This is a genomic window from Pseudomonas sp. NPDC089758, from assembly GCF_044748705.1.
Taxonomy (GTDB): Bacteria; Pseudomonadota; Gammaproteobacteria; order Pseudomonadales; family Pseudomonadaceae; genus Aquipseudomonas; species Aquipseudomonas putida_X.
Window position 1 is genome coordinate 13,545 of sequence record NZ_JBIVGN010000015.1, and the last position, 20,203, is coordinate 33,747.

The following is a 20,203-nucleotide window of genomic DNA, read 5'->3' on the forward strand; positions in this document are numbered from 1 at the left end:
AAACTTACCGCTGACGCCGTGAGGCGTTTTTTTTGCAGGCCCGGGCGGGCATACTAGGCCAGTCTCCATCCTTGGTACGCCCAACCTCATGCTTCGCGCCCTGATCTTCCTAGCCCTGTCTTGCCTGCTCAGCCCGGCCTTCGCCGACGAGCGCGCTCAGACCCAGCAACAACTGGACGCCACCCGCCAGGACATCGCCGAGCTCAAGAAGACGCTGGGCAAGCTCCAGGAAGAAAAATCCGGCGTGCAGAAAGACCTCAAAGCCACCGAGACCGACATCGGCAACCTCGAAAAGCAGGTGGAGGCTCTGCAGCAACAACTAAAAAAGACCGAGGGCGAGCTGGAGCGCCTTGATACCGAGAAAAAAAAACTCCAGAGCTCGCGCATTGAACAACAACGACTGATCGCCATTCAGGCGCGCTCCGCCTACCAGAACAATGGCCGCGAGGAATACCTCAAGCTGCTGCTCAACCAACAGAACCCAGAGAAGTTCGCCCGCACCCTCAGCTACTACGACTACCTGAGCAAGGCGCGCACGGAGCAACTGCGTGCCTTCAACGAAACCCTGCGCCAGCTGGCCAATGTCGAACAGGACATTTCTCGCCAGCAAGAACAGTTGCTGGCCCAGCGCGCCGACCTCGACAGCCGCCGCCAGGCCCTGGAAGCCGAGCGTGGCAAACGTCAGCAGGTACTGGCCAAGCTCAACAGTGACATGAAAGACCGCGACAAGAAGCTGCAGGCCCGTGAACAGGACCAGGCGGACCTTGCCAAGGTGCTCAAGACCATCGAGGAAACCTTGGCCCGCCAGGCCCGGGAGGCCGAGGAGGCGCGCAAGAAGGCCCTGCTGGCCGAGCAGGAGGCCCAGAAGCGCCGACAGCAGCAAGCGTTGACCGCACAGCAGGACAGCGAACCACCAAAAAAGGCGCGCACCACCCTCGGCCCCTTGGTGTCCAGCGACAGCACAACCTACGGCGGTGCTTTTTCTGCCGCACGGGGCAAACTTCCATGGCCGGTCAATGGTCGATTGCTGGCACGCTTCGGTGACGCCCGTGGCAGCGATGCCCGAGCCAAGTGGGACGGTGTGATGATCAGCGCCAACCCCGGCACCCAGGTACGCGCCGTGCACGGCGGGCGCGTGGTATTCGCCGACTGGTTGCGCGGCGCTGGACTTCTGGTCATTCTCGACCATGGTAATGGTTACCTGAGCCTGTACGGCCACAACCAGAGCCTGCTCAAGAGCGCCGGAGACATCGTCAAGGCCGGCGAGGCCATTTCCACCGTTGGCGACAGCGGCGGCCAGGATGCCGCCGGCTTGTACTTCGCCATCCGCCAGCAGGGCCGGCCCACCGACCCTTCCCAGTGGTGCAGAGGTTAAGCTTCAACCCTAGTCACTTTTTTACGGCCTGGCGCCCCACGCTGGGCCGATGCTCCCCAAGGAGCGCCTACAGGATCAGGAGTTCGTTCGACATGCTGCACTCGCCTCGTCTCACCCAGCTGGCCCTGACCATCGCCCTGGCGACTGGTATGCCTTTGGCCATCGCTGCCGAGCCGGCGCCGGCCAAGCCTGCCGCGGTGCCAGCCACCGAGGTGACCGCCAGGGCGCCGCTGCCACTGGAAGAGCTGCGCACCTTCGCCGAGGTCATGGACCGCATCAAAGCGGCCTATGTCGAGCCGGTAGACGACAAGACGCTGCTGGAGAACGCCATCAAAGGCATGCTCAGCAACCTCGATCCACATTCGGCCTACCTTGGCCCCGAGGACTTCCAGGAGCTGCAGGAAAGCACCAGTGGCGAGTTCGGTGGCCTGGGTATCGAAGTCGGCCAGGAAGACGGCTTCGTCAAGGTGGTCTCGCCCATCGATGACACCCCCGCCTCGCGCGCTGGCGTGCAGGCTGGCGACCTGATCGTCAAGATCAACGGTGCGCCGACCCGTGGCCAGAGCATGACCGAAGCGGTCGACAAGATGCGCGGCAAAGTCGGCGAGAAGATCACCCTGACCCTGGTACGTGACGGCGGCACCCCGTTCGATGTGAACCTGGTCCGTGCCGTGATCCAGGTCAAGAGCGTGAAAAGCCAGTTGCTGGAAAACGACTACGGCTACATCCGCATCACCCAGTTCCAGGTCAAGACCGGGGACGAAGTGGGCAAAGCATTGGCCAAGTTGCGCAAGGACAATGGCAAGAAACTGCGCGGCGTTGTGCTGGACCTGCGCAACAACCCCGGTGGCGTGCTCCAGTCGGCGGTGGAAGTGGCCGACCACTTCCTGACCAAGGGCCTGATCGTGTACACCAAAGGCCGTATCGCCAACTCCGAACTGCGCTTCTCCGCTGACCCGGCCGATGCCAGTGAGGCCGTGCCATTGGTAGTGCTGATCAACGGCGGCAGCGCCTCGGCCTCGGAAATCGTCGCCGGCGCCCTGCAAGACCAGAAACGCGCCGTGCTGATGGGCACCGACAGCTTCGGAAAAGGCTCGGTCCAGACCGTGCTGCCGCTGGCCAACGACCGAGCCCTGAAGCTCACCACCGCGCTGTACTTCACCCCTAATGGCCGTTCGATCCAGGCACAGGGCATCGTCCCGGACATTGAGGTGCGCCCGGCCAAGCTCACCGCAGAGGTGGATACCGAGAACTTCAAGGAAGCCGACCTGCAGGGCCACCTGGGCAACGGCAACGGGGGTGCTGACCGCCCGACCGGCAGCAGCAAGCGCAAGGAGCGCCCGCAAGATGATGACTTCCAGCTGAGCCAGGCGCTCAGCCTGCTCAAGGGGCTGAACATCACCTCCGGCAAATGATTCATCCGCTGCGGTATCTGCTGCCCGTGCTGTTGTGCCTGGCAGCCGCATGTGCCCACGCGGCCCCGGCCAGCAAGGCCTACATGAGCATCATCATCGACGACCTGGGCCAGAGCACCGAGCGCGACAGCAGGACGCTCGCGCTGCCTGGCCCTGTGACGATGGCGATCATGCCGGATACCCCACACGCCACCGAGTTCGCCCGCCAGGCGCACCAGGCAGGCAAGACGGTAATCCTGCACATGCCCATGGACCCCGCCACCGGGCCCTATGCCTGGCACCCGGAGATCGCCCTACCAGAGCTCGCCAGGCGACTGGACGCGGCCTTGGCCAAGGTGCCCTACGCCGCCGGCGTCAACAACCACATGGGCAGCCGCATGACCGCCCAGCGTAGCGCCATGACCTGGCTGATGGGTGAGCTTCAGCGGCGGCATCTGTTTTTCGTGGACAGCCGCACCAGTGCTGCCACCGTCGCTGCCGCCGAGGCCCAGGCACAGGCCCTTGGGCAAGTCTCGCGTGACGTGTTTCTGGACGACGTCCGTACCACAGAGGCCATCACCGCACAGTTGCAGCAAGGCGTGGCACTGGCACGTCGGCAAGGCTCGGCGGTGCTGATCGGGCACCCTTACCCGCAAACCCTGCAGGTGCTGGAACAGGAAATGCCCCGGCTGCGCAGCCAGGGCATCGAGCTGGTATCACTGGCACAGATGATTGCAGAACGCGGCAATCAGGCCATGCCTGCCCATGGCAAGCACGGCCGCTACAGCAATCGCTGAGCCATTCAGTCGAAGGGGATCAGCCCCTCCACCTGGGCCAGGCGTAAATCTCCCCGGTAAATAGCGACCAGGTCTTCGCCGCTGGTCGCAGCCCGCAGTTGCGCCAGGCGTCCCAGTTTGCGCTGCGCCCACAGTTTCAGGTGCCCTTTGCTGAACTGCCGCCCCGGGGTGCCGATGTCCGGGTAGTGGAAGTGTGCCTCCCACAGCCCATCACCCTGAACCTGGCCGGCCCGCGGCTGGCGCCTGACCTCGTAGACATCCAGGTAGTCACCTGCTGCCAATGCCTTGCGTGGCCCGGCGCGCTGGACAGTGACCTGGTGGTTGTCGAGCAGAAATTGCAGGCTCCGGGCGTCGGGGTGATCGGTGGACAGATAGATACCGGTCAACAGGTCGCGGCGGGTAGCCTGCAAGCGCTCGATACCCTCACCCAGACTTTCGAACAAGGCATCTTCGGGGCTCATCCTTGGCAACGTGCTCAGGGCATTACGCATTTTGTCCAGATGCCCGTCGATGACCGTGGCCAGACTGTTGGGCTGCTCTGCCTGAAAGAAGCTTCTGGCCAGCTTGATGATCCGCTCGACCTCTGCAAGCAGGGCCTGTGCACGCTTGCGCGCCAGGCGAGGTTCCAGTGGGGAGAATGGCGGCTCAGACTCTGTAGGTTGCGGCGCATCCTCGACCCACTCGCCACCACGCTGGTGGAAGGTCTTGAGTACATGCTGGGTACGCTCATCACGTTGCTGGACGAGGGCGACACCATCCACCTCGACTTCCTGAGCGAGTACCTTGCGCCCGCGGTGAGTCCTGACCAGCTGGCGCCGCCCACCGCGCGGGGCATAGACCGTCGGACGCGGTGGGGCGGGCTCGCTGAGTTCGTGCTCGCGCACTGCCTGGGCGAGGTCGCCTTGGGCAGCGCGCTGCAACCCGTGCAAGGTTTTCTTGTACAGTTGCAGCGACTCCTGCCTGATCGCCGCGCCGCCCACACTGCCGAGGTAGTCGGCCATTGCCGCAGCCTCCTCGTAGCCCTCCAGGATGCCGGTCAACACCTCGATCCGCTCGGCCAGCGACAGCTCGCTTCCCGCCAGGTCGCCATGCGCGTTGCCCGCGCTCTTCAGGCTGTCGCCGGCCAGGTAGTCGAGGTATTGCGATAACACCCGCTCCTCAACATCGGCCCGTCTTTCCAGGCTGGCTTCGGCCAGGTCTTGAAGCAGACGGAAATCAAGGTCGATGGCCGACAACCGCCGCGCCTCGATGGTGCTCTTGAGCTCGTGGTCTTTGTTGATGCGCGCTTGCGTGTCTTCGTTCCTGAACACGAACGTGTCGTCTTTGAGGGTTTCTTCGAGCAGCGTGTCCAGCAACCGGGACATGTCGACCAGATCCACCTCCCATTTGATGACCTGTTCCAAGGCAGAGCGAAATTGCAGGTACTGGCTGATCTCGGCCTCACTCTCTGGGTGGATGACAAGCTGCTGGGCGAGGTTTTCCAGGTCCTCTGCATTGATGATCATGGCCATCTCGTTGTAGAAGATGGACATATTCTCGATCAGGCTCTGGCGGATCAGGCTGCGCTGCGCGGTGAGGGCGATGCTGTAGGCTGCATCGTCGTGGCGCATGTTGTACAGGCTGTTGACCACTTGCTCATGCTTGAGTGAAGCCTCGACCACGCCTTTGACTTCGTAGATGATTTTCAGATTGATCTGCTTGCGCAGACGCCGGGTCAATTCAAGCTCGCGAAGGGTCAACTCGTCCGGTTCAGTCACCGCTTCCAGCACCGCGATGCGCTCGTCCTTCTCATTGAGCAGGTCGCGATGCCTGTTCAGGGTTTCGGCCAACGCATTGTGATGCCGGGCCAATTCAGCTTCTTCGTTCTTGAGTTGTTCGGCTTTCTTGCGGTTCTCCTCTTTCAAGGCTTCAAGGCGGCTGCGTGGCATGCCGCCACGCAAGCGCAAACCACGATCCACACGCCATTGGCCGTGCTCGAACGCCAACCAGGGCCCCATGGCACCGTCGGCACCGACCATGCGCAGGCCTTGCTCCTCAAAGGTGGCCCGGTACACCCCATCACCCAACGTGAGGTAGTAGTGCTCACCCACGCGGTACAACCCGCGGCCAGGCCCCTCTGCAAGCGGTTCCAGGCCTTCCAGCGATTGCTCGACGCGCAGGCCGAACACCACGGTGCGCTGCTGCGGCGACAGCACATTGAACCCCTGAGTGCCGCGCCAGGAAAAATCCAGACGGGTCGAGCCATGTTGCGCCAGCACTCCCGGCGCAGCGACCTTGCCTTGTACGGGCGCCACCAGTGCTTCTGCATCACCCAATGCGGGCATTGCGCTCCGGCGGGGAAGGTTGCGTACAGGCTCGCCCAGGGGGAACTGCGGTAAACGCAAATGCATCAAGGCCATGCAAGCGTTGAGCAACACGTTGACCACAGCGGTACTGCGCTCGAACGCACTGCCATCGCGCAAGGCCGACAGGTCGTTGTGCAACCCGGCAATGGCCTGGACCAGCCAGGCAACGCTGGCAACAGGCCCACGCAAGATCAACGTCACCACATCGAACAACAGCCAGGCCCCTTGAACGAGAATCGCCCAGCGACTCTCGGCGTTGGAAACCGATTCGCGGTCGGCCAACTCAACCAACAGGTCGCGATTGGCCTTGTACAGTCTTGCATCGACCTCATCACGCCAGAACTGCGCTGCAAATGTTGGCGGGTACCCTCGCGCAGGCAGTAGCTGGCTGTCCAGGATAGGCCCTGACCAATGCGGCTCGTAGAAGCCGCCATAGGCGTAGACGGCACGCGAGGCCGACGGCATCCACGCAAGGATGCTGTCCTGCAATGGCCCGGGCCTGCGGATTGCGTCCATCATCAGGTCCAGGCTGGCAAACTCCAGCAGAGGCTTTGCGCTGTACAGCGGCCGATACAGCAAAACCCGTGCAGGCTCCGTGGCGAACAGGACATACATGCCACTGACGGTATCGGGCTCGACCTCGCCCGCCCCGCGCTTGAAGGCCAGCGGCATCAACATCAGCGCTGGCAATTGCGGGTCAAGGTAGCCATGGCAAAAGTCTGTAACGCACTGCAAGCCGGCGTCGCTCAGCTCGCCCTGCATGCGGGCATAGAGCGCGCTGAACAGCAGTGAGCACCGCCATTCACGGCCAAAGCGTTTGATCCGCTCGGGTTGTGTAGCGGGGTCGTCCAGCTTCTGCGCGACGTAAATGGGGTAGTGCTTGCCGATGTCGACCCGCTGCACCAGCGACTTGACGTAGTCGACGTTCATCCAGTCCATGATCAACTGGTTTTCACGATGGGTGATGGCGGTAAGCTGCGCGTTATGAAGCGACCAGAGATTACCGATGGCGAACTCGGTCAAGCTCATGCGGTGGGGCTCAGTCGTCCAACCACCCGGCCCGACGCCAGCACCACCGGGCCAGCCGACATGGGTGGGCAGGTGCAGGAGCAGGTCATCCGGGAAATAATTGGCTTCGAGCGGAAAATCGACAAGCATCTGCGTGCGCAGCTCCCGCCGGGTGAAACTGCGCAAATCGAGCACATCATCGAGCGCCCCAACGCCTTCGGACTGAGCCTGCGCCAACGCCAGTTCGAACACGCCCCGCTGATAGGCAAAACCATTCGCCGCACTGCCATGGCGCAGGCCAGGCGGCAGCGGGATCTGTGCATCACTGGCCTGGCCGTAACCTTCGATGAACCAGCGCGCGGGGTCACTCAGGGCAGCAAAGCCCGTTTCAAGCAACGAACCCTCTGGCAACTCGGCATAACGCAAACGTGCGATGTCATCGAGCATGATCTCCAGCAACAGGCTGCTTTGCTGGGCAAAAACGTCGCCTTCGAGCTCATAGCGGTGCCATACCATGGCCTTGAAGCGCTGATGCTCGGCAAGCTCGGCCCTTAACGCTTCAGCAAACAGATCGAGCGAGTCAAATGCCTTCACCAGGCTGGAGGGGGCGCACCACAAAAACACTTCGCGCTCGTCCCACTCGCCACTGACCAGCAGGTTGGGCAGCCACTGAACATCGTCATCGAGTTGCACCTGGACCAGAAATACCGCAGGTGTGGCGCCGTGATTCTTCAGCAGGCTCAGCAAGCACTGACGTTGCTGTTGGTCCAGCCCCTGCAGTGGCAAATTGTGCAACAACGCCCTCTTGAGCAGGTGCTGCAGCCACAGGTCACGGCTTACGCCCTGACTGCCTGGCGCCTTCCAGAAATCGACCTGCGCTTGGCAGAAGCGGTCCGCGAGCATGAGCAGCAGGTCATCCAGCGCAGCCATTTGGGCGCCGATCGAGATCGTCCCGAACGGCAACGGGTTACCCGCCTGGTCACGCAGGAACCACGGCTCCCGGACCGCCAGCAGGAAATCCCCACCATCAGCCCCCAACGACGCCAGTGGCTGACGGGCGTGCAATGCTTCAAGCATGACCTCCAACAGTGGCCGGGGTGTCCAGGCATCGTAGGTCTGTGGGCCGGACGCAATTTGGGCAGGAATGTTGAGTATGAGCGCTTCGGCATCGGGCAGCCCGGCACCCGCCAGCGCGGCATGCCAGGGGACCAGCAATTCGAGAACCTGCTGGCTCAGAACGCTACGCAAGGTGGGACGATCGAGAAACTCGGCAGCGACTGACCGACGAAAGTCAGGAACAGCACTTGGCTGGATGGGCATGGACGGCTTCCTCGCGGCAAATGGAGCGCAAGGATGTGCCAAGGGGCTGGGTACGCTGCGTTACATAAAGCTGTAGCCCTTGCGGGGCCAGGCATCCGGCCGCGCAAGGGCTAGCCGCGTCAGCTGTAGACGCGGCCCAGCAACTGTCGATGGCTCTCGAACTGGTCCAGTACATCACGCACGATCTGCTCGGGCGCGAAGCCCATCAGGTCGTACTCCTGGCTGCCATCGTGCAGGTACACTTCGGCGCGATAGAAGCGCTGGCGCACCTCGGGCTCGCCTTCGACCGGCGCCTCGCTCGGTGCGGCCATGTAACCGTCCAGGCTCACTTCGTAAACGAAAGGGTTGCCCTCTTCCATCATCACCCGCAGGCCCATCATGTTGCGCGATTGGCCAACACGGCTCTCGACATCGAAGCCCAGGGTGCGCAGCTGTTCGGCCGCCTCTTTGAGGGCCGGGCTGACTTGCTTGTCCATAAAGCGCTGCACCACAGCCTGGGTCGGTTGCAGCTCAAGCTGGCTCAAGCGCTCGCTGAAACCGCGGCGGCCGCGGGCAGCCAGCTCGGCACGCTCCTGCTCCACGGCAACGTCCTGCTTCATGGCCTTGTACAGGCCGAACATGAACAGCACCAGCACCACCGAGAACGGCAGGCCCGCCAGCACCACCATGGTCTGCATGGCTTCGAAGTTACCGGCGAACAGCAGGCCGATGGTGACCAGGGTGATGATCACCGACCAGAACACCACCATCCAGTGCGGGGCATCTTCGTCGACCTTGCCACCTTTGCATGACAGGTTGGCCATCATCACCGCGCCGGAGTCGGCCGGGGTAAGGAACAGCACGAAGCCGACGAACACCGCCACACCGATCACGATCTTGGCGGCTGGGAAATATTCCAGCAGCTGGTAGATCGACATCGACGGCTGTTCCAGCGCGGTCTTGCCCAGCTCCACAGCGCCCTGGTTGATCACCAGGTCAAGCGCGGTGTTACCGAAGATCGACAACCAGGCCAGGGTGAAGCCCAACGGAATCAGCAGTACGCCGCAGACCAGTTGGCGCACGGTACGGCCCTTGGAGATCCGCGCAATGAACATGCCCACGAACGGCCCCCAGGAGATCCACCACGCCCAGTAGAAGACGGTCCACAGGCCCAACCAACGCTCAGATTTGCCGGCCTCGCCTTCGTAGACATAAAGGTCGAAGGTCTTCAGCACGATGCCGTTGAGGTAGTCGCCGACGTTCTGCACCAGGCCGTTGAGCAGGTGCAGGGTCTCGCCGCCCAGCAGCACGAAGATCAGCAAGCCACTGAACAGCATGATGTTCAGGTTGGACAGGCGGCGAATGCCGTTTTCCACACCCGACACCGCGGCCACCGTGGCCACCCCGGCCATGACCAGAATCACCACCAGCAGGTTGGTCTGGCTATGGTCCATGCCGAACAGGTATTCAAGGCCCGAAGACACCTGCATCGCGCCGATCCCGAGGTTGGTCACCAGGCCCAGCAAGGTGACGAACATGCCGAAGATGTCCACGGCGTTACCGGCGGCCCCCCTGACCCAACGCTCACCGACCAGCGGATACAGGGCCGAGCGCAGTGCCAGCGGCTGGTTGTGGCGGTAGGCGAAGTAGCCTACGGCCAGCCCGACCAGAGCGTAGATCGCCCAGCCATGCAGCCCCCAGTGCAGGAAGGTCAGTTGCAGGCCCTGGCGCGCGGCCTCGAGGCTGGCAGGGGTGCCTTCCGGCGGATTGAAGTAGTGGTCCAGCGGCTCAGAGGCGCCGAAGTACAGCAGCGAGATACCGATACCGGAGGAGAACAGCATGCCGGCCCAGGCCCCGTAGCTGAAGTCGGGCAGGTCATCCTTGCCGCCAAGCTTGAGCTTGCCGTAGTCGGAGAACGCCAGGTAAACGACGAACAGCAGGTAACCGCAGATCACCAGCATGTAATACCAGCCGAAGGTGCGTGTCAGCCACTTCTGGGCCACGCCCAGTACCTGACCGGCGGTTTCGGGAACAGCGATAAGCAAGGCAGTCAGAACGAGGATCATCAGCGCGGAGGTGTAAAACACCACGCGATTGACCCGTACCCTCTCGGCGGGGGGTTTGGTAAGGGAGGCAGAACTCATTGCACGAATGCTCCGGGCAGTGCGGCTGTGGAGGCTAATCAGTCTTTTCCCGAGCAATTGGTGGAATACCCCCACTGCATCAGGTGTTATAAAAGCAACTTGGAAACCGTGATCCCGAATAAAAACGTTGCAAAACCAGACAGGTGGTCTGCGCAAATGCCTCGCCAAATCAGTTGGGTGCGCGCATTCGTCACAGAGCACCCCGCCCGCTCCAAGGGCCTGCCGCAGGCGCATGGCCGTTGAGCAGAATCTGCATTTCGCATCGCTAATACCCGTCAACACCTTGTAATACGGGGGTTACGCGATTTCCTGGGGTGTCAATCCGTGCCACCGAAACAGCCTTGGAAGCTGTCAATGGCACAAATTGTCGCAGAGCTTATTCTTTATTGATTGAACGTTCAATCAAAACAAAATAGACTGGTCCTCGCCGAGTCAGCCGCACGTTGTCTGCTCGTCAGGCCTGAGGAGATAGCAAGATGCCCAAGGTCGGTATGCAACCCATCCGCCGCCAGCAATTGATCGAAGCGACGCTGCAAGCAGTCGATCAGGTCGGCCTGGGAGATGCCAGCATTGCGCTGATTGCCCGTTTGGCCGGTGTGTCGAACGGCATCATCAGTCACTACTTTCAGGACAAGAACGGCCTGATCGCGGCGACGATGCGCCACATCATGAACATGCTCAACGAGGGCGTGATCGCCCGTCGCCAGGCACTGACCGACGACAGCCCGCGAGCCCACCTGAGGGTGATCATCGATGGCAACTTCGATGCCAGCCAGGTGAATGGCCCGGCAATGAAAACCTGGTTGGCCTTCTGGGCCTCCAGCATGCACCAGCCGTCCTTGCACAGGTTGCAGCGGATCAACGATCACCGCCTGTATTCCAACCTGTGCTGCCAGTTCCGCCGCGCCATGCCGCTCGATGAAGCGCGCACCGCCGCCCGCGGCCTGGCTGCCTTGATCGACGGGCTGTGGCTGCGTGGAGCGCTGTCGGGCGATGCCTTCGACACCAGCCAGGCGATACAGATCGCTTACGAATACCTGGAACTACAACTGGCTAAACAGAAGCGCCCGGACACGCAACCACCGGCCTCTGAAAAAATGCGCACAGCCCTTGCCCAGCCGGCCGGAGCGTGACGCGAAAGCCACTCACACACTGCACTTGCGAGGACACTATGGCCCGTTTCGGAACGCAAAAACTCTACATCGACGGCGGTTATGTCGACGCTGGCAGCGATGCCACCTTCGAAGCCATCAACCCGGCGACCGGCGAAGTTCTGGCCCACGTCCAGCGCGCCACTGAGGCCGACGTCGAGAAAGCCGTCGAAAGCGCCGAGCGCGGTCAGAAAGTCTGGGCCGCAATGACTGCCATGCAGCGTTCGCGCATCCTGCGCCGTGCCGTCGACATCCTGCGTGAGCGCAACGACGAGCTGGCCATGCTGGAAACCCTGGACACCGGCAAGTCGTACTCCGAAACCCGTTATGTCGACATCGTCACCGGCGCCGACGTACTGGAATACTACGCAGGCCTGGTACCGGCCATCGAAGGCGAGCAGATCCCGCTGCGTGAAAGCTCGTTCGTCTACACCCGCCGCGAGCCGCTGGGCGTGACCGTCGGTATCGGCGCCTGGAACTACCCGATCCAGATCGCCCTGTGGAAGTCCGCCCCGGCCCTGGCCGCCGGCAACGCGATGATCTTCAAGCCTTCGGAAGTCACCTCGCTGACCACCCTGAAGCTGGCCGAGATCTACACCGAAGCCGGCCTGCCGGACGGCGTGTTCAACGTTCTGACCGGCAGCGGCCGCGAAGTCGGCACCTGGCTGACCGAACACCCGCGCATCGAGAAAGTCTCTTTCACCGGCGGCACCACCACCGGCAAGAAGGTCATGGCCAGCGCTTCGAGCTCCTCGCTCAAGGAAGTCACCATGGAGCTGGGCGGCAAGTCGCCGCTGATCATCTGCGCCGATGCCGACCTGGACAAGGCCGCCGACATCGCCATGATGGCCAACTTCTACAGCTCCGGCCAGGTCTGCACCAACGGCACCCGCGTGTTCATTCCAGCCCAGATGAAAGCGGCCTTCGAAGCCAAGATCGCCGAGCGCGTTGCCCGCATTCGCGCCGGCAACCCGGAAGACGAAAACACCAACTTCGGCCCGCTGGTCAGCTTCCAGCACATGGAAAGCGTGCTGGGCTACATCGCCAAGGGCAAGCAAGAAGGTGCCCGCGTGCTGTGTGGCGGCGAGCGCCTGACCGAAGGTGATTTCGCCAAGGGCGCCTTCGTGGCCCCGACCGTGTTCACCGATTGCACCGACGACATGACCATCGTCAAGGAAGAAATCTTCGGCCCGGTGATGAGTATCCTCACCTACGAAACCGAAGAAGAAGTCATCCGCCGCGCCAATGACACCGAATACGGCTTGGCCGCAGGCGTGTGCACCAACGACATCACCCGCGCCCACCGCATCATCCACAAGCTCGAAGCCGGCATCTGCTGGATCAACGCCTGGGGTGAATCGCCGGCCGAAATGCCGGTCGGTGGCTACAAGCAGTCGGGCGTCGGCCGTGAAAACGGCGTCAGCTCGCTGGCTCAGTACACGCGCATCAAGTCGGTTCAGGTCGAACTGGGCGGCTACGCGTCGGTCTTCTGACCGACAGCGCAAGCCGCAAGCTGCAAGCTGCAAGAAAGAGCCGGTCGGCGTAACGCCACCGGCCCTTGCAGGCTCATCCATCCGCGAGTTTCCCACGGCTGCTTTTACTTACAGCTTGCCGTTTGAAGCTCGCAGCTGCTTCCGGAGGAAGCCCCATGGAATACGATTACATCATCGTTGGTGCCGGCTCGGCCGGTAACACCCTGGCCACTCGCCTGACCGAAGACGCCAGCGTCACTGTCCTGCTGCTGGAAGCCGGTGGCCCCGACTACCGCCTGGATTTCCGCACCCAGATGCCGGCTGCCCTGGCATTCCCGCTGCAGGGCCGCCGCTACAACTGGGCCTACGAGACCGACCCGGAGCCGCACATGGACGGCCGCCGCATGGAATGTGGCCGCGGCAAGGGCCTGGGTGGTTCCTCGCTGATCAACGGCATGTGCTACATCCGCGGTAACGCCATGGACTTCGACGGCTGGGCGAAGCTGCCAGGCCTGGAAGACTGGGCTTACCTGGACTGCCTGCCGTACTTCCGCAAGGCAGAAACCCGTGACATCGGCCCCAACGACTACCACGGCGGCGAAGGCCCGCTCAGCGTTGCCACCCCCAAAGCAGGCAACAACCCGCTGTTCAACGCGATGGTCGAGGCCGGCGTACAGGCCGGTTACCCACGCACGGAAGACCTGAACGGCTACCAGCAGGAAGGCTTCGGCCCGATGGACCGTTCGGTGACCAAGAACGGCCGCCGCTCCAGCACCGCCCGCGGCTACCTGGACCAGGCCAAGAAGCGCCCGAACCTGACCATCGTCACCCACGCCCTGAGCGATCGCGTGCTGTTCGAAGGCAAGCGCGCCGTTGGCGTGACCTACCTGGTCGGCGACAGCGAAGAGCGCGTCGAAGCCCGTGCGCGCAAGGAAGTCATCGTCAGCTCCGGCGCCATCGCCTCGCCGCAGCTGCTGCAGCGCTCCGGCGTCGGCCCGCGGGCCCTGCTGGAAAGCCTCGACATCCCGGTCGTGCACGACCTGCCGGGCGTCGGCGAAAACCTGCAGGATCACCTTGAGTTGTACCTGCAGTACGCCTGCACCCAGCCGGTGTCGCTGTACCCGTCGTTGCTGTGGTGGAACCAGCCTGCCATCGGTGCCGAGTGGCTGTTCAAGGGCACCGGTATCGGCGCCAGCAACCAGTTCGAGGCAGGCGGCTTTATCCGTACTCGCCCTGAATTCGAATGGCCGAACATTCAGTACCACTTCCTGCCGGTCGCGATTAACTACAACGGCTCCAATGGCGTGAAGGAACACGGTTTCCAGGCGCACATGGGCTCGATGCGTTCGCCTAGCCGTGGCCGCGTCCAGGTCAAGTCCAAGGACCCGCGCCAGCACCCGAGCATCCTGTTCAACTACATGGCCACCGAGCAGGACTGGCAGGAGTTCCGTGACGGTATCCGGCTGACGCGCGAAATCATGGCCCAGCCAGCGCTGGACCCCTACCGTGGCCGTGAAATCAGCCCTGGCGCGCACGTGCAGACGGACGAAGAACTGGACAAGTTCATCCGCGAGCACGCCGAAACCGCCTTCCACCCGTCCTGCTCGTGCAAGATGGGGACCGACGAGATGGCGGTGGTCGATGGCGAAGGCCGCGTGCACGGTATGCAGGGCCTGCGTGTGGTGGATGCGTCGATCATGCCGATCATCATCACCGGCAACCTCAACGCCACCACCATCATGATCGCCGAGAAAATCTCGGACAAGATCCGCAACCGCAAGCCGCTGCCGCGCAGCACTGCCAAGTACTACGTGGCCAACGGTGCGCCGGTCAAGGGCAAGCCGATGCGTGAAGTGAAGCAGGCCTGACCTGCAGCCACTTGCGCCATCAGCGGCAATACCGACGCCCCCTGCGGGAGCCGGCTTGCCGGCGCTGAGGCGCGCAGGCGCAACGCAGGAAAAGGCACCCTTCGCGGTGCCTTTTCTACATCTGCAGAAACGCTTTACATGCTGCCAATTCATCAGGTTAGAATCGATTGGCACGCGACCTGCTAGTTCTTCAAAGCTATCGAGTCCTCTTCCCCGCGTTATCCCGGAGTACCTGCCTTTGGATGCAAGCACCATCAACAGCCTGTTCTTGATCGGCGCATTGCTGGTGGGCGCAAGTATCCTGGTCAGCTCGCTGTCGTCGCGCCTTGGCATTCCAATCCTGGTCATCATCCTCGCGGTGGGCATGCTCGCCGGCGTGGACGGTGGCGGCATCATCTTCAACAACTACCCGACCGCCTATCTGGTGGGCAACCTGGCGCTGGCGGTGATCCTGCTCGACGGCGGCTTGCGCACGCGGGTGGCGAGCTTCCGCGTGGCCCTGTGGCCGGCATTGTCGCTGGCCACCATCGGCGTGATGATCACCACCGCCCTCACCGGCCTGGTCGCGGCCTGGCTGTTTGACCTGAGCCTCATCCAGGGCCTGCTGATCGGTGCCATCGTCGGCTCCACCGACGCCGCGGCGGTGTTCTCACTGCTTGGCGGCAAAGGCCTGAACGAACGGGTCACGGCGACGCTGGAAATCGAATCGGGCAGCAACGATCCCATGGCCGTGTTCCTCACCGTCACCCTGATCGAGATGATCGCCAGCAGCCAGACCGGCCTGCACTGGAGCCTGCTGGGGCACTTGCTGCGCGAATTCGGCATCGGTGGGCTGTTGGGCCTGGGCGGTGGCTGGCTGATGCTGCAACTGGTCAACCGGATCAACCTGGCCGGCGGCCTCTACCCGATTCTGGTCATCGCTGGCGGTTTGGCGGTGTTCTCGCTGACCAACGCCCTGCACGGCAGCGGCTTCCTTGCCGTTTACCTGTGCGGCCTGGTGCTGGGCAACAAACCCATCCGCAGCCGCCACGGCATCCTGCACATGCTCGACGGCATGGCCTGGCTCGCCCAGATCGGCATGTTCCTGGTGCTGGGGCTGCTGGTCACACCCCATGACCTGCTGCCGATCGCCCTGCCCGCACTGGGCCTGGCGCTGTGGATGATCCTGATCGCGCGGCCGCTGTCGGTGGTGGCCGCACTGCTGCCGTTCAAGGCCTTCCATGGCCGCGAGAAAGCCTTCATTTCCTGGGTCGGCCTGCGTGGCGCGGTACCCATCATCCTTGCGGTGTTCCCGCTGATGGCGGGGCTACCTGACGCGCAACTGTTCTTCAACCTGGCATTCTTCATCGTGCTGGTATCGCTGCTGGTGCAGGGCACCAGCCTGCCGTGGATGGCCAAGCTGTTGAAAGTCACGGTACCACCGGACCCGGCACCGATCTCGCGGTCCGCCCTCGAAGTGCACGTTACCAGCGAGTGGGAGTTGTTCGTCTATCGCCTGGGCGCGGAAAAGTGGTGCATTGGTGCCGCCCTGCGCGAATTGAAGATGCCCGAGGGCACCCGTATTGCCGCACTGTTCCGTGGCGAACAGTTATTGCACCCCTCCGGCAGTACCGTACTCGAAGTCGGCGACATGCTGTGCGTGATCGGCCACGAACACAACCTGCCAGCATTGGGCAAGCTGTTCAGCCAGGCCCCGCAACGCGGCCTGGACCTGCGCTTTTTCGGCGATTTCGTGCTCGAAGGCGATGCCGAACTGGGCGCGGTGGCAGCCCTTTACGGCCTGAAACTCGACGGCCTGGACGCGAAAATGCCACTGGCGCAGTTCATCCGACAGAAGGTCGGGGGCGCTCCAGTAGTGGGCGATCAGGTGGAATGGCACGGCACGATCTGGACCGTGGCGACCATGGACGGGAACAAGATCCAGAAAGTGGGCGTCAGATTCCCCGAAGGAACGCGACCCGGACCAGGATTGTTCCTCTAAACTTCGTTTCTGCATGATCCATAAGTAGTCTGCCTATGTCCCTGCGCGTGTACCTTCGCACAGCCCTGCTCGGGCTGTGCCTGTCCCTGCCGTTCGCCGCTGCTGCGGCCGAAGCTCCGAGCGCTGCCAGCATTCAGAACAGCCTCGACAAGATCGCTGAACGCAAGCTGCCGGAGGCCGATCAGAAGGCCTTGCAGCAGGTGCTCGAACAAACCCTGAGCCTGCTTGCCAACAAGGAAGATAGCGAGAAGAAGCTTGCCGAGCTCAAGCAACAGCTGGCTGGCGCGCCCAAAGAGACCAGCGACAGCCAGAAAGAACTGGCCAAGCTCAAAGCCAGCAAGCCACAACCGGTGGCTCAACGCTACGCTAGCCTGAGCGTGCCGCAGCTCGAGCAGATGCTCAGCGAACGCAACACGCTGCAGGGTGAGCTGCAAAAAGCGCTGTCCGATGCCAACAGCCTGATCATCAATTCCCAGACCCGCCCCGAGCGCGCCCAGGCCGAGATCAGCAACAACCAGACACGCAGCCAGCAAATCAACACCATCCTCAAGAGCGGCAAGGATGGCGGCAAATCGATCAATGCCGACCAGCGCAACCAACTCAGTGCCGAACTGGCCTCGCTCAATGCCCTGACCCTGCTGCGCCGCCAGGAACTGGCCGGCAACGGCCTGCTGCAAGACCTGGGCAACGCCCGCCACGACCTGCTGATCGAACGCACCGCACGTCTGGAACAGGAAATCCAGGACCTGCAGACGCTGATCAACGAGAAGCGCCTGGCCCAGTCCCAGCAAACCGTAACCCAACAGTCGATCGAAGCGCAGAAGGCTGGCGGCAGCAGCCTGCTGGCCAGCGAAAGCGCAGCCAACCTCAAGCTTTCCGACTACCTGCTCAAAAGCACCGACCGCCTCAACGAATTGACCCAGCAGAACCTGCGCACCAAACAGCAGCTCGACAGCCTGACCCAGGCCGATCAAGCCCTGGACGAGCAGATCAGCGTGCTCAAGGGCAGCCTGCTGCTGTCGAAGATCCTTTACAAGCAGAAGCAGGCCCTGCCGCACCTGAAGCTTGACCGTGACCTGGCGGACCAGATCGCTGACATCCGTCTGTACCAGTTCGAGATCAACCAGCAGCGCGAGCAGATGAGCAGCCCGGTGACCTATGTCGACAAACTGCTGGCCAACCAGCCGCAGCAAGACGTCACCCCAGCCTTGCGCAAGGCCCTGCTGGAGGTTGCGATCACCCGCAGCGACCTGCTTGAACGCCTTAACCGCGAGCTGTCGGCACTGCTCAACGAATCGATCACCCTGCAGCTCAACCAGAAGCAGTTGCTCAGCACCGCGCAAGGCCTGCGCACCACGCTCGACGAGCAGATGTTCTGGATCCCGAGCAACAAGCCGCTGGATTGGGACTGGTTGAAGACGGTGCCGGAGCGCTTTGCCAAACAGGTCTCGGACCTGCCCTGGGGCTCTGGCCTGAAGGAGCTGGGCGACGGGCTGAGCCAGCGCCCATTGCTTTTCCTGCCATTGCTGCTGGTGATCGGTGCCCTGCTGTGGCGCCGCAAATACCTCTACCAACGGCTGAGCAAGGTGCACCAGGATATCGGCCATTTCCGCCGTGACAGCCAGTGGCACACGCCCCAGGCGATCCTGATCAACATCCTCCTGGCGATGCCGGTGAGCCTGGGCCTTGCCCTGTGCAGCTATGCCCTGCAGATCGACGCCCGTGGGCAAAACGCCAACCTTGGCTCCGCGCTCTGGCAACTGGCCCAGGCCTGGCTCGTGTTCTACACCGCCTACCGCATACTCGCCCCAGGAGGGGTGGCGGAAATCCACTTCCGCTGGCACAAACCGCAAGTCGAGTTCCTGCGCGGCTGGGTGCGCCGGCTGGGTACCGTCGTGCTGGCGCTGGTCGGCGTGGTGGCAGTGGCCGAGCACCAGCCGTCGGCACTGGCCGACGATGTGCTGGGCATCGGCGTCGTGCTGACCTGTTACGCACTCATGGCCTGGCTGCTCAGCCGCCTGCTGCTGAGCAGCCCCGCGCACCGCGACGCTTCGCTGTTCCGCCGGGCCGTCGGGCTGGCCTTCACGGCGCTGCCAATCGCCTTGTTCGTTGCGGTCTGCTTTGGCTATTACTACACCGCACTGAAGCTCACCGACCGGCTGATCTACACCCTTTACCTGCTGATGTTCTGGTTGGTGATCGAGGCCGCATTCGTACGTGGCCTATCGGTTGCCGCACGGCGCCTGGCCTACCAGCGTGCGCTGAGCAAGCGCGCGGCCGCCAAGGAAGGCCTGGACGGCGAAGTCATCACCGAAGAGCCGACGCTGGACATCGAGCAGGTCAACCAGCAGTCGTTGCGCCTGATCCGCCTGGCCTTGCTCGGTGGCTTCATTGCCGGCCTGTACTGGGTGTGGGCGGATTTGATCACGGTGTTCGCCTACCTCAACAACTTCACCCTGTACGAATACACCAGCGGCACCGGCACGGCCGCCAGCATGGTGCCGATCAGCCTCGGCGACCTGCTCGGTGCGCTGGTGATCGTCGGCATCACCTTCGCCCTGGCCGGCAACTTGCCGGGCTTGCTGGAGGTGCTGGTGCTGTCGCGGCTGAACCTGGCCCAAGGCAGCGCCTACGCCACCACCACGCTGCTGTCGTACACCATCGTCGGTATAGGCATCGTCAGTACCCTGTCGACCCTCGGCGTAAGCTGGGACAAGCTGCAGTGGCTGGTGGCAGCGCTGTCGGTCGGGCTGGGTTTCGGCATGCAGGAGATCTTCGCCAACTTCATCTCCGGCATCATGATCCTGTTCGAACGCCCGGTGCGCATCGGCGACACCATCACCATCGGCAACCTGTCCGGTACCGTGAGCAAGATCCGCATCCGCGCCACCACCATTACCGACTTCGACCGCAAGGACATCATCGTCCCCAACAAGACCTTCATCACCGGCCAACTGATCAACTGGTCGCTGACCGACACGGTCACCCGCGTCACGCTGAAACTGGGCATCGACTACGGCTCCGACCTGGACCTGGTGCGCGACCTGCTGCTCAAGGGCGCCCATGAAAATCCACGGGTGCTCAAAGACCCGGAACCGCTGGTGTATTTCCTCAACTTCGGCGAGAGCTCGCTGGACCACGAACTGCGCATGCACGTACGCGACCTGGGCGACCGCAACCCGACGCTGGACGAGATCAACCGCTACATCAACCGTGAGTTCAAGGCGCACAACATCAAGATCTCGGTACGCCAGGTCGAGGTGTTCCTGATGGACACCAAAGGCGGCAAGCAGCAGCTGATTCCCGTGGAACAACCAAAACCCGATGGCACTGCGCCGGCCTGATACGGCTCGAATGCTTTATTCTGTG

The 20,203-nt window shown here is 62.7% G+C and carries 10 protein-coding genes; 8 read left to right on the forward strand and 2 right to left on the reverse strand.

The window, feature by feature from the left end:
* The first annotated feature begins 88 nt into the window (after positions 1-88).
* The 3 genes from ACIPZH_RS19185 to ACIPZH_RS19195 all read left to right on the forward strand — a co-directional run bounded on the left by ACIPZH_RS19185 (position 89) and on the right by ACIPZH_RS19195 (position 3,566).
* Positions 89-1,375 carry a murein hydrolase activator EnvC family protein gene (locus tag ACIPZH_RS19185; RefSeq protein WP_400637376.1) on the forward strand — a complete coding sequence of 429 codons (1,287 nt, stop codon included), beginning with the start codon at positions 89-91 and terminating at the stop codon, positions 1,373-1,375.
* Positions 1,376-1,467: 92 nt separating this feature from the next.
* On the forward strand, positions 1,468-2,790 hold the full coding sequence (locus ACIPZH_RS19190) for a S41 family peptidase (protein WP_267820405.1): 1,323 nt from the start codon (positions 1,468-1,470) through the stop codon (positions 2,788-2,790).
* A gap of 8 nt (positions 2,791-2,798) precedes the next feature.
* Complete coding sequence (locus ACIPZH_RS19195) at positions 2,799-3,566, forward strand: divergent polysaccharide deacetylase family protein (protein WP_400637477.1); 768 nt, start codon at positions 2,799-2,801, stop codon at positions 3,564-3,566.
* Between the two features lie 5 nt (positions 3,567-3,571).
* On the opposite strand, the gene ACIPZH_RS19200 is transcribed toward ACIPZH_RS19195, so the two are convergent.
* A complete protein-coding gene (locus ACIPZH_RS19200) occupies positions 3,572-8,239 on the reverse strand; it encodes a dermonecrotic toxin domain-containing protein (protein ID WP_400637378.1) in 4,668 nt (1,555 codons plus the stop codon).
* 119 nt (positions 8,240-8,358) lie between these two features.
* Entirely contained in the window at positions 8,359-10,362 is a 2,004-nt protein-coding gene (locus ACIPZH_RS19205; RefSeq protein ID WP_400637379.1) for a BCCT family transporter, read from the reverse strand.
* A gap of 476 nt (positions 10,363-10,838) precedes the next feature.
* Between ACIPZH_RS19205 and betI the strand changes: the two genes are divergently transcribed.
* The 5 genes from betI (at position 10,839) to mscK (ending at position 20,178) form a co-directional block, all read left to right on the forward strand.
* A complete protein-coding gene (gene betI / locus ACIPZH_RS19210; RefSeq protein ID WP_400624620.1) occupies positions 10,839-11,495 on the forward strand; it encodes a transcriptional regulator BetI in 657 nt (218 codons plus the stop codon).
* 38 nt (positions 11,496-11,533) lie between these two features.
* Positions 11,534-13,006: a betaine-aldehyde dehydrogenase gene (gene betB / locus ACIPZH_RS19215; RefSeq protein WP_241805159.1), complete on the forward strand. Its 1,473-nt coding sequence runs from the start codon at positions 11,534-11,536 to the stop codon at positions 13,004-13,006.
* Between the two features lie 155 nt (positions 13,007-13,161).
* A complete protein-coding gene (gene betA, locus ACIPZH_RS19220; RefSeq protein WP_400624617.1) occupies positions 13,162-14,853 on the forward strand; it encodes a choline dehydrogenase in 1,692 nt (563 codons plus the stop codon).
* Positions 14,854-15,091: 238 nt separating this feature from the next.
* Positions 15,092-16,834, forward strand: coding sequence for a potassium/proton antiporter (locus ACIPZH_RS19225; RefSeq protein WP_241805155.1), 1,743 nt, complete (start codon positions 15,092-15,094; stop codon positions 16,832-16,834).
* Between the two features lie 35 nt (positions 16,835-16,869).
* Positions 16,870-20,178, forward strand: a complete 3,309-nt coding sequence (gene mscK, locus ACIPZH_RS19230) for a mechanosensitive channel MscK (protein WP_400637381.1) — start codon at positions 16,870-16,872, stop codon at positions 20,176-20,178.
* Positions 20,179-20,203 lie beyond the last annotated feature (25 nt).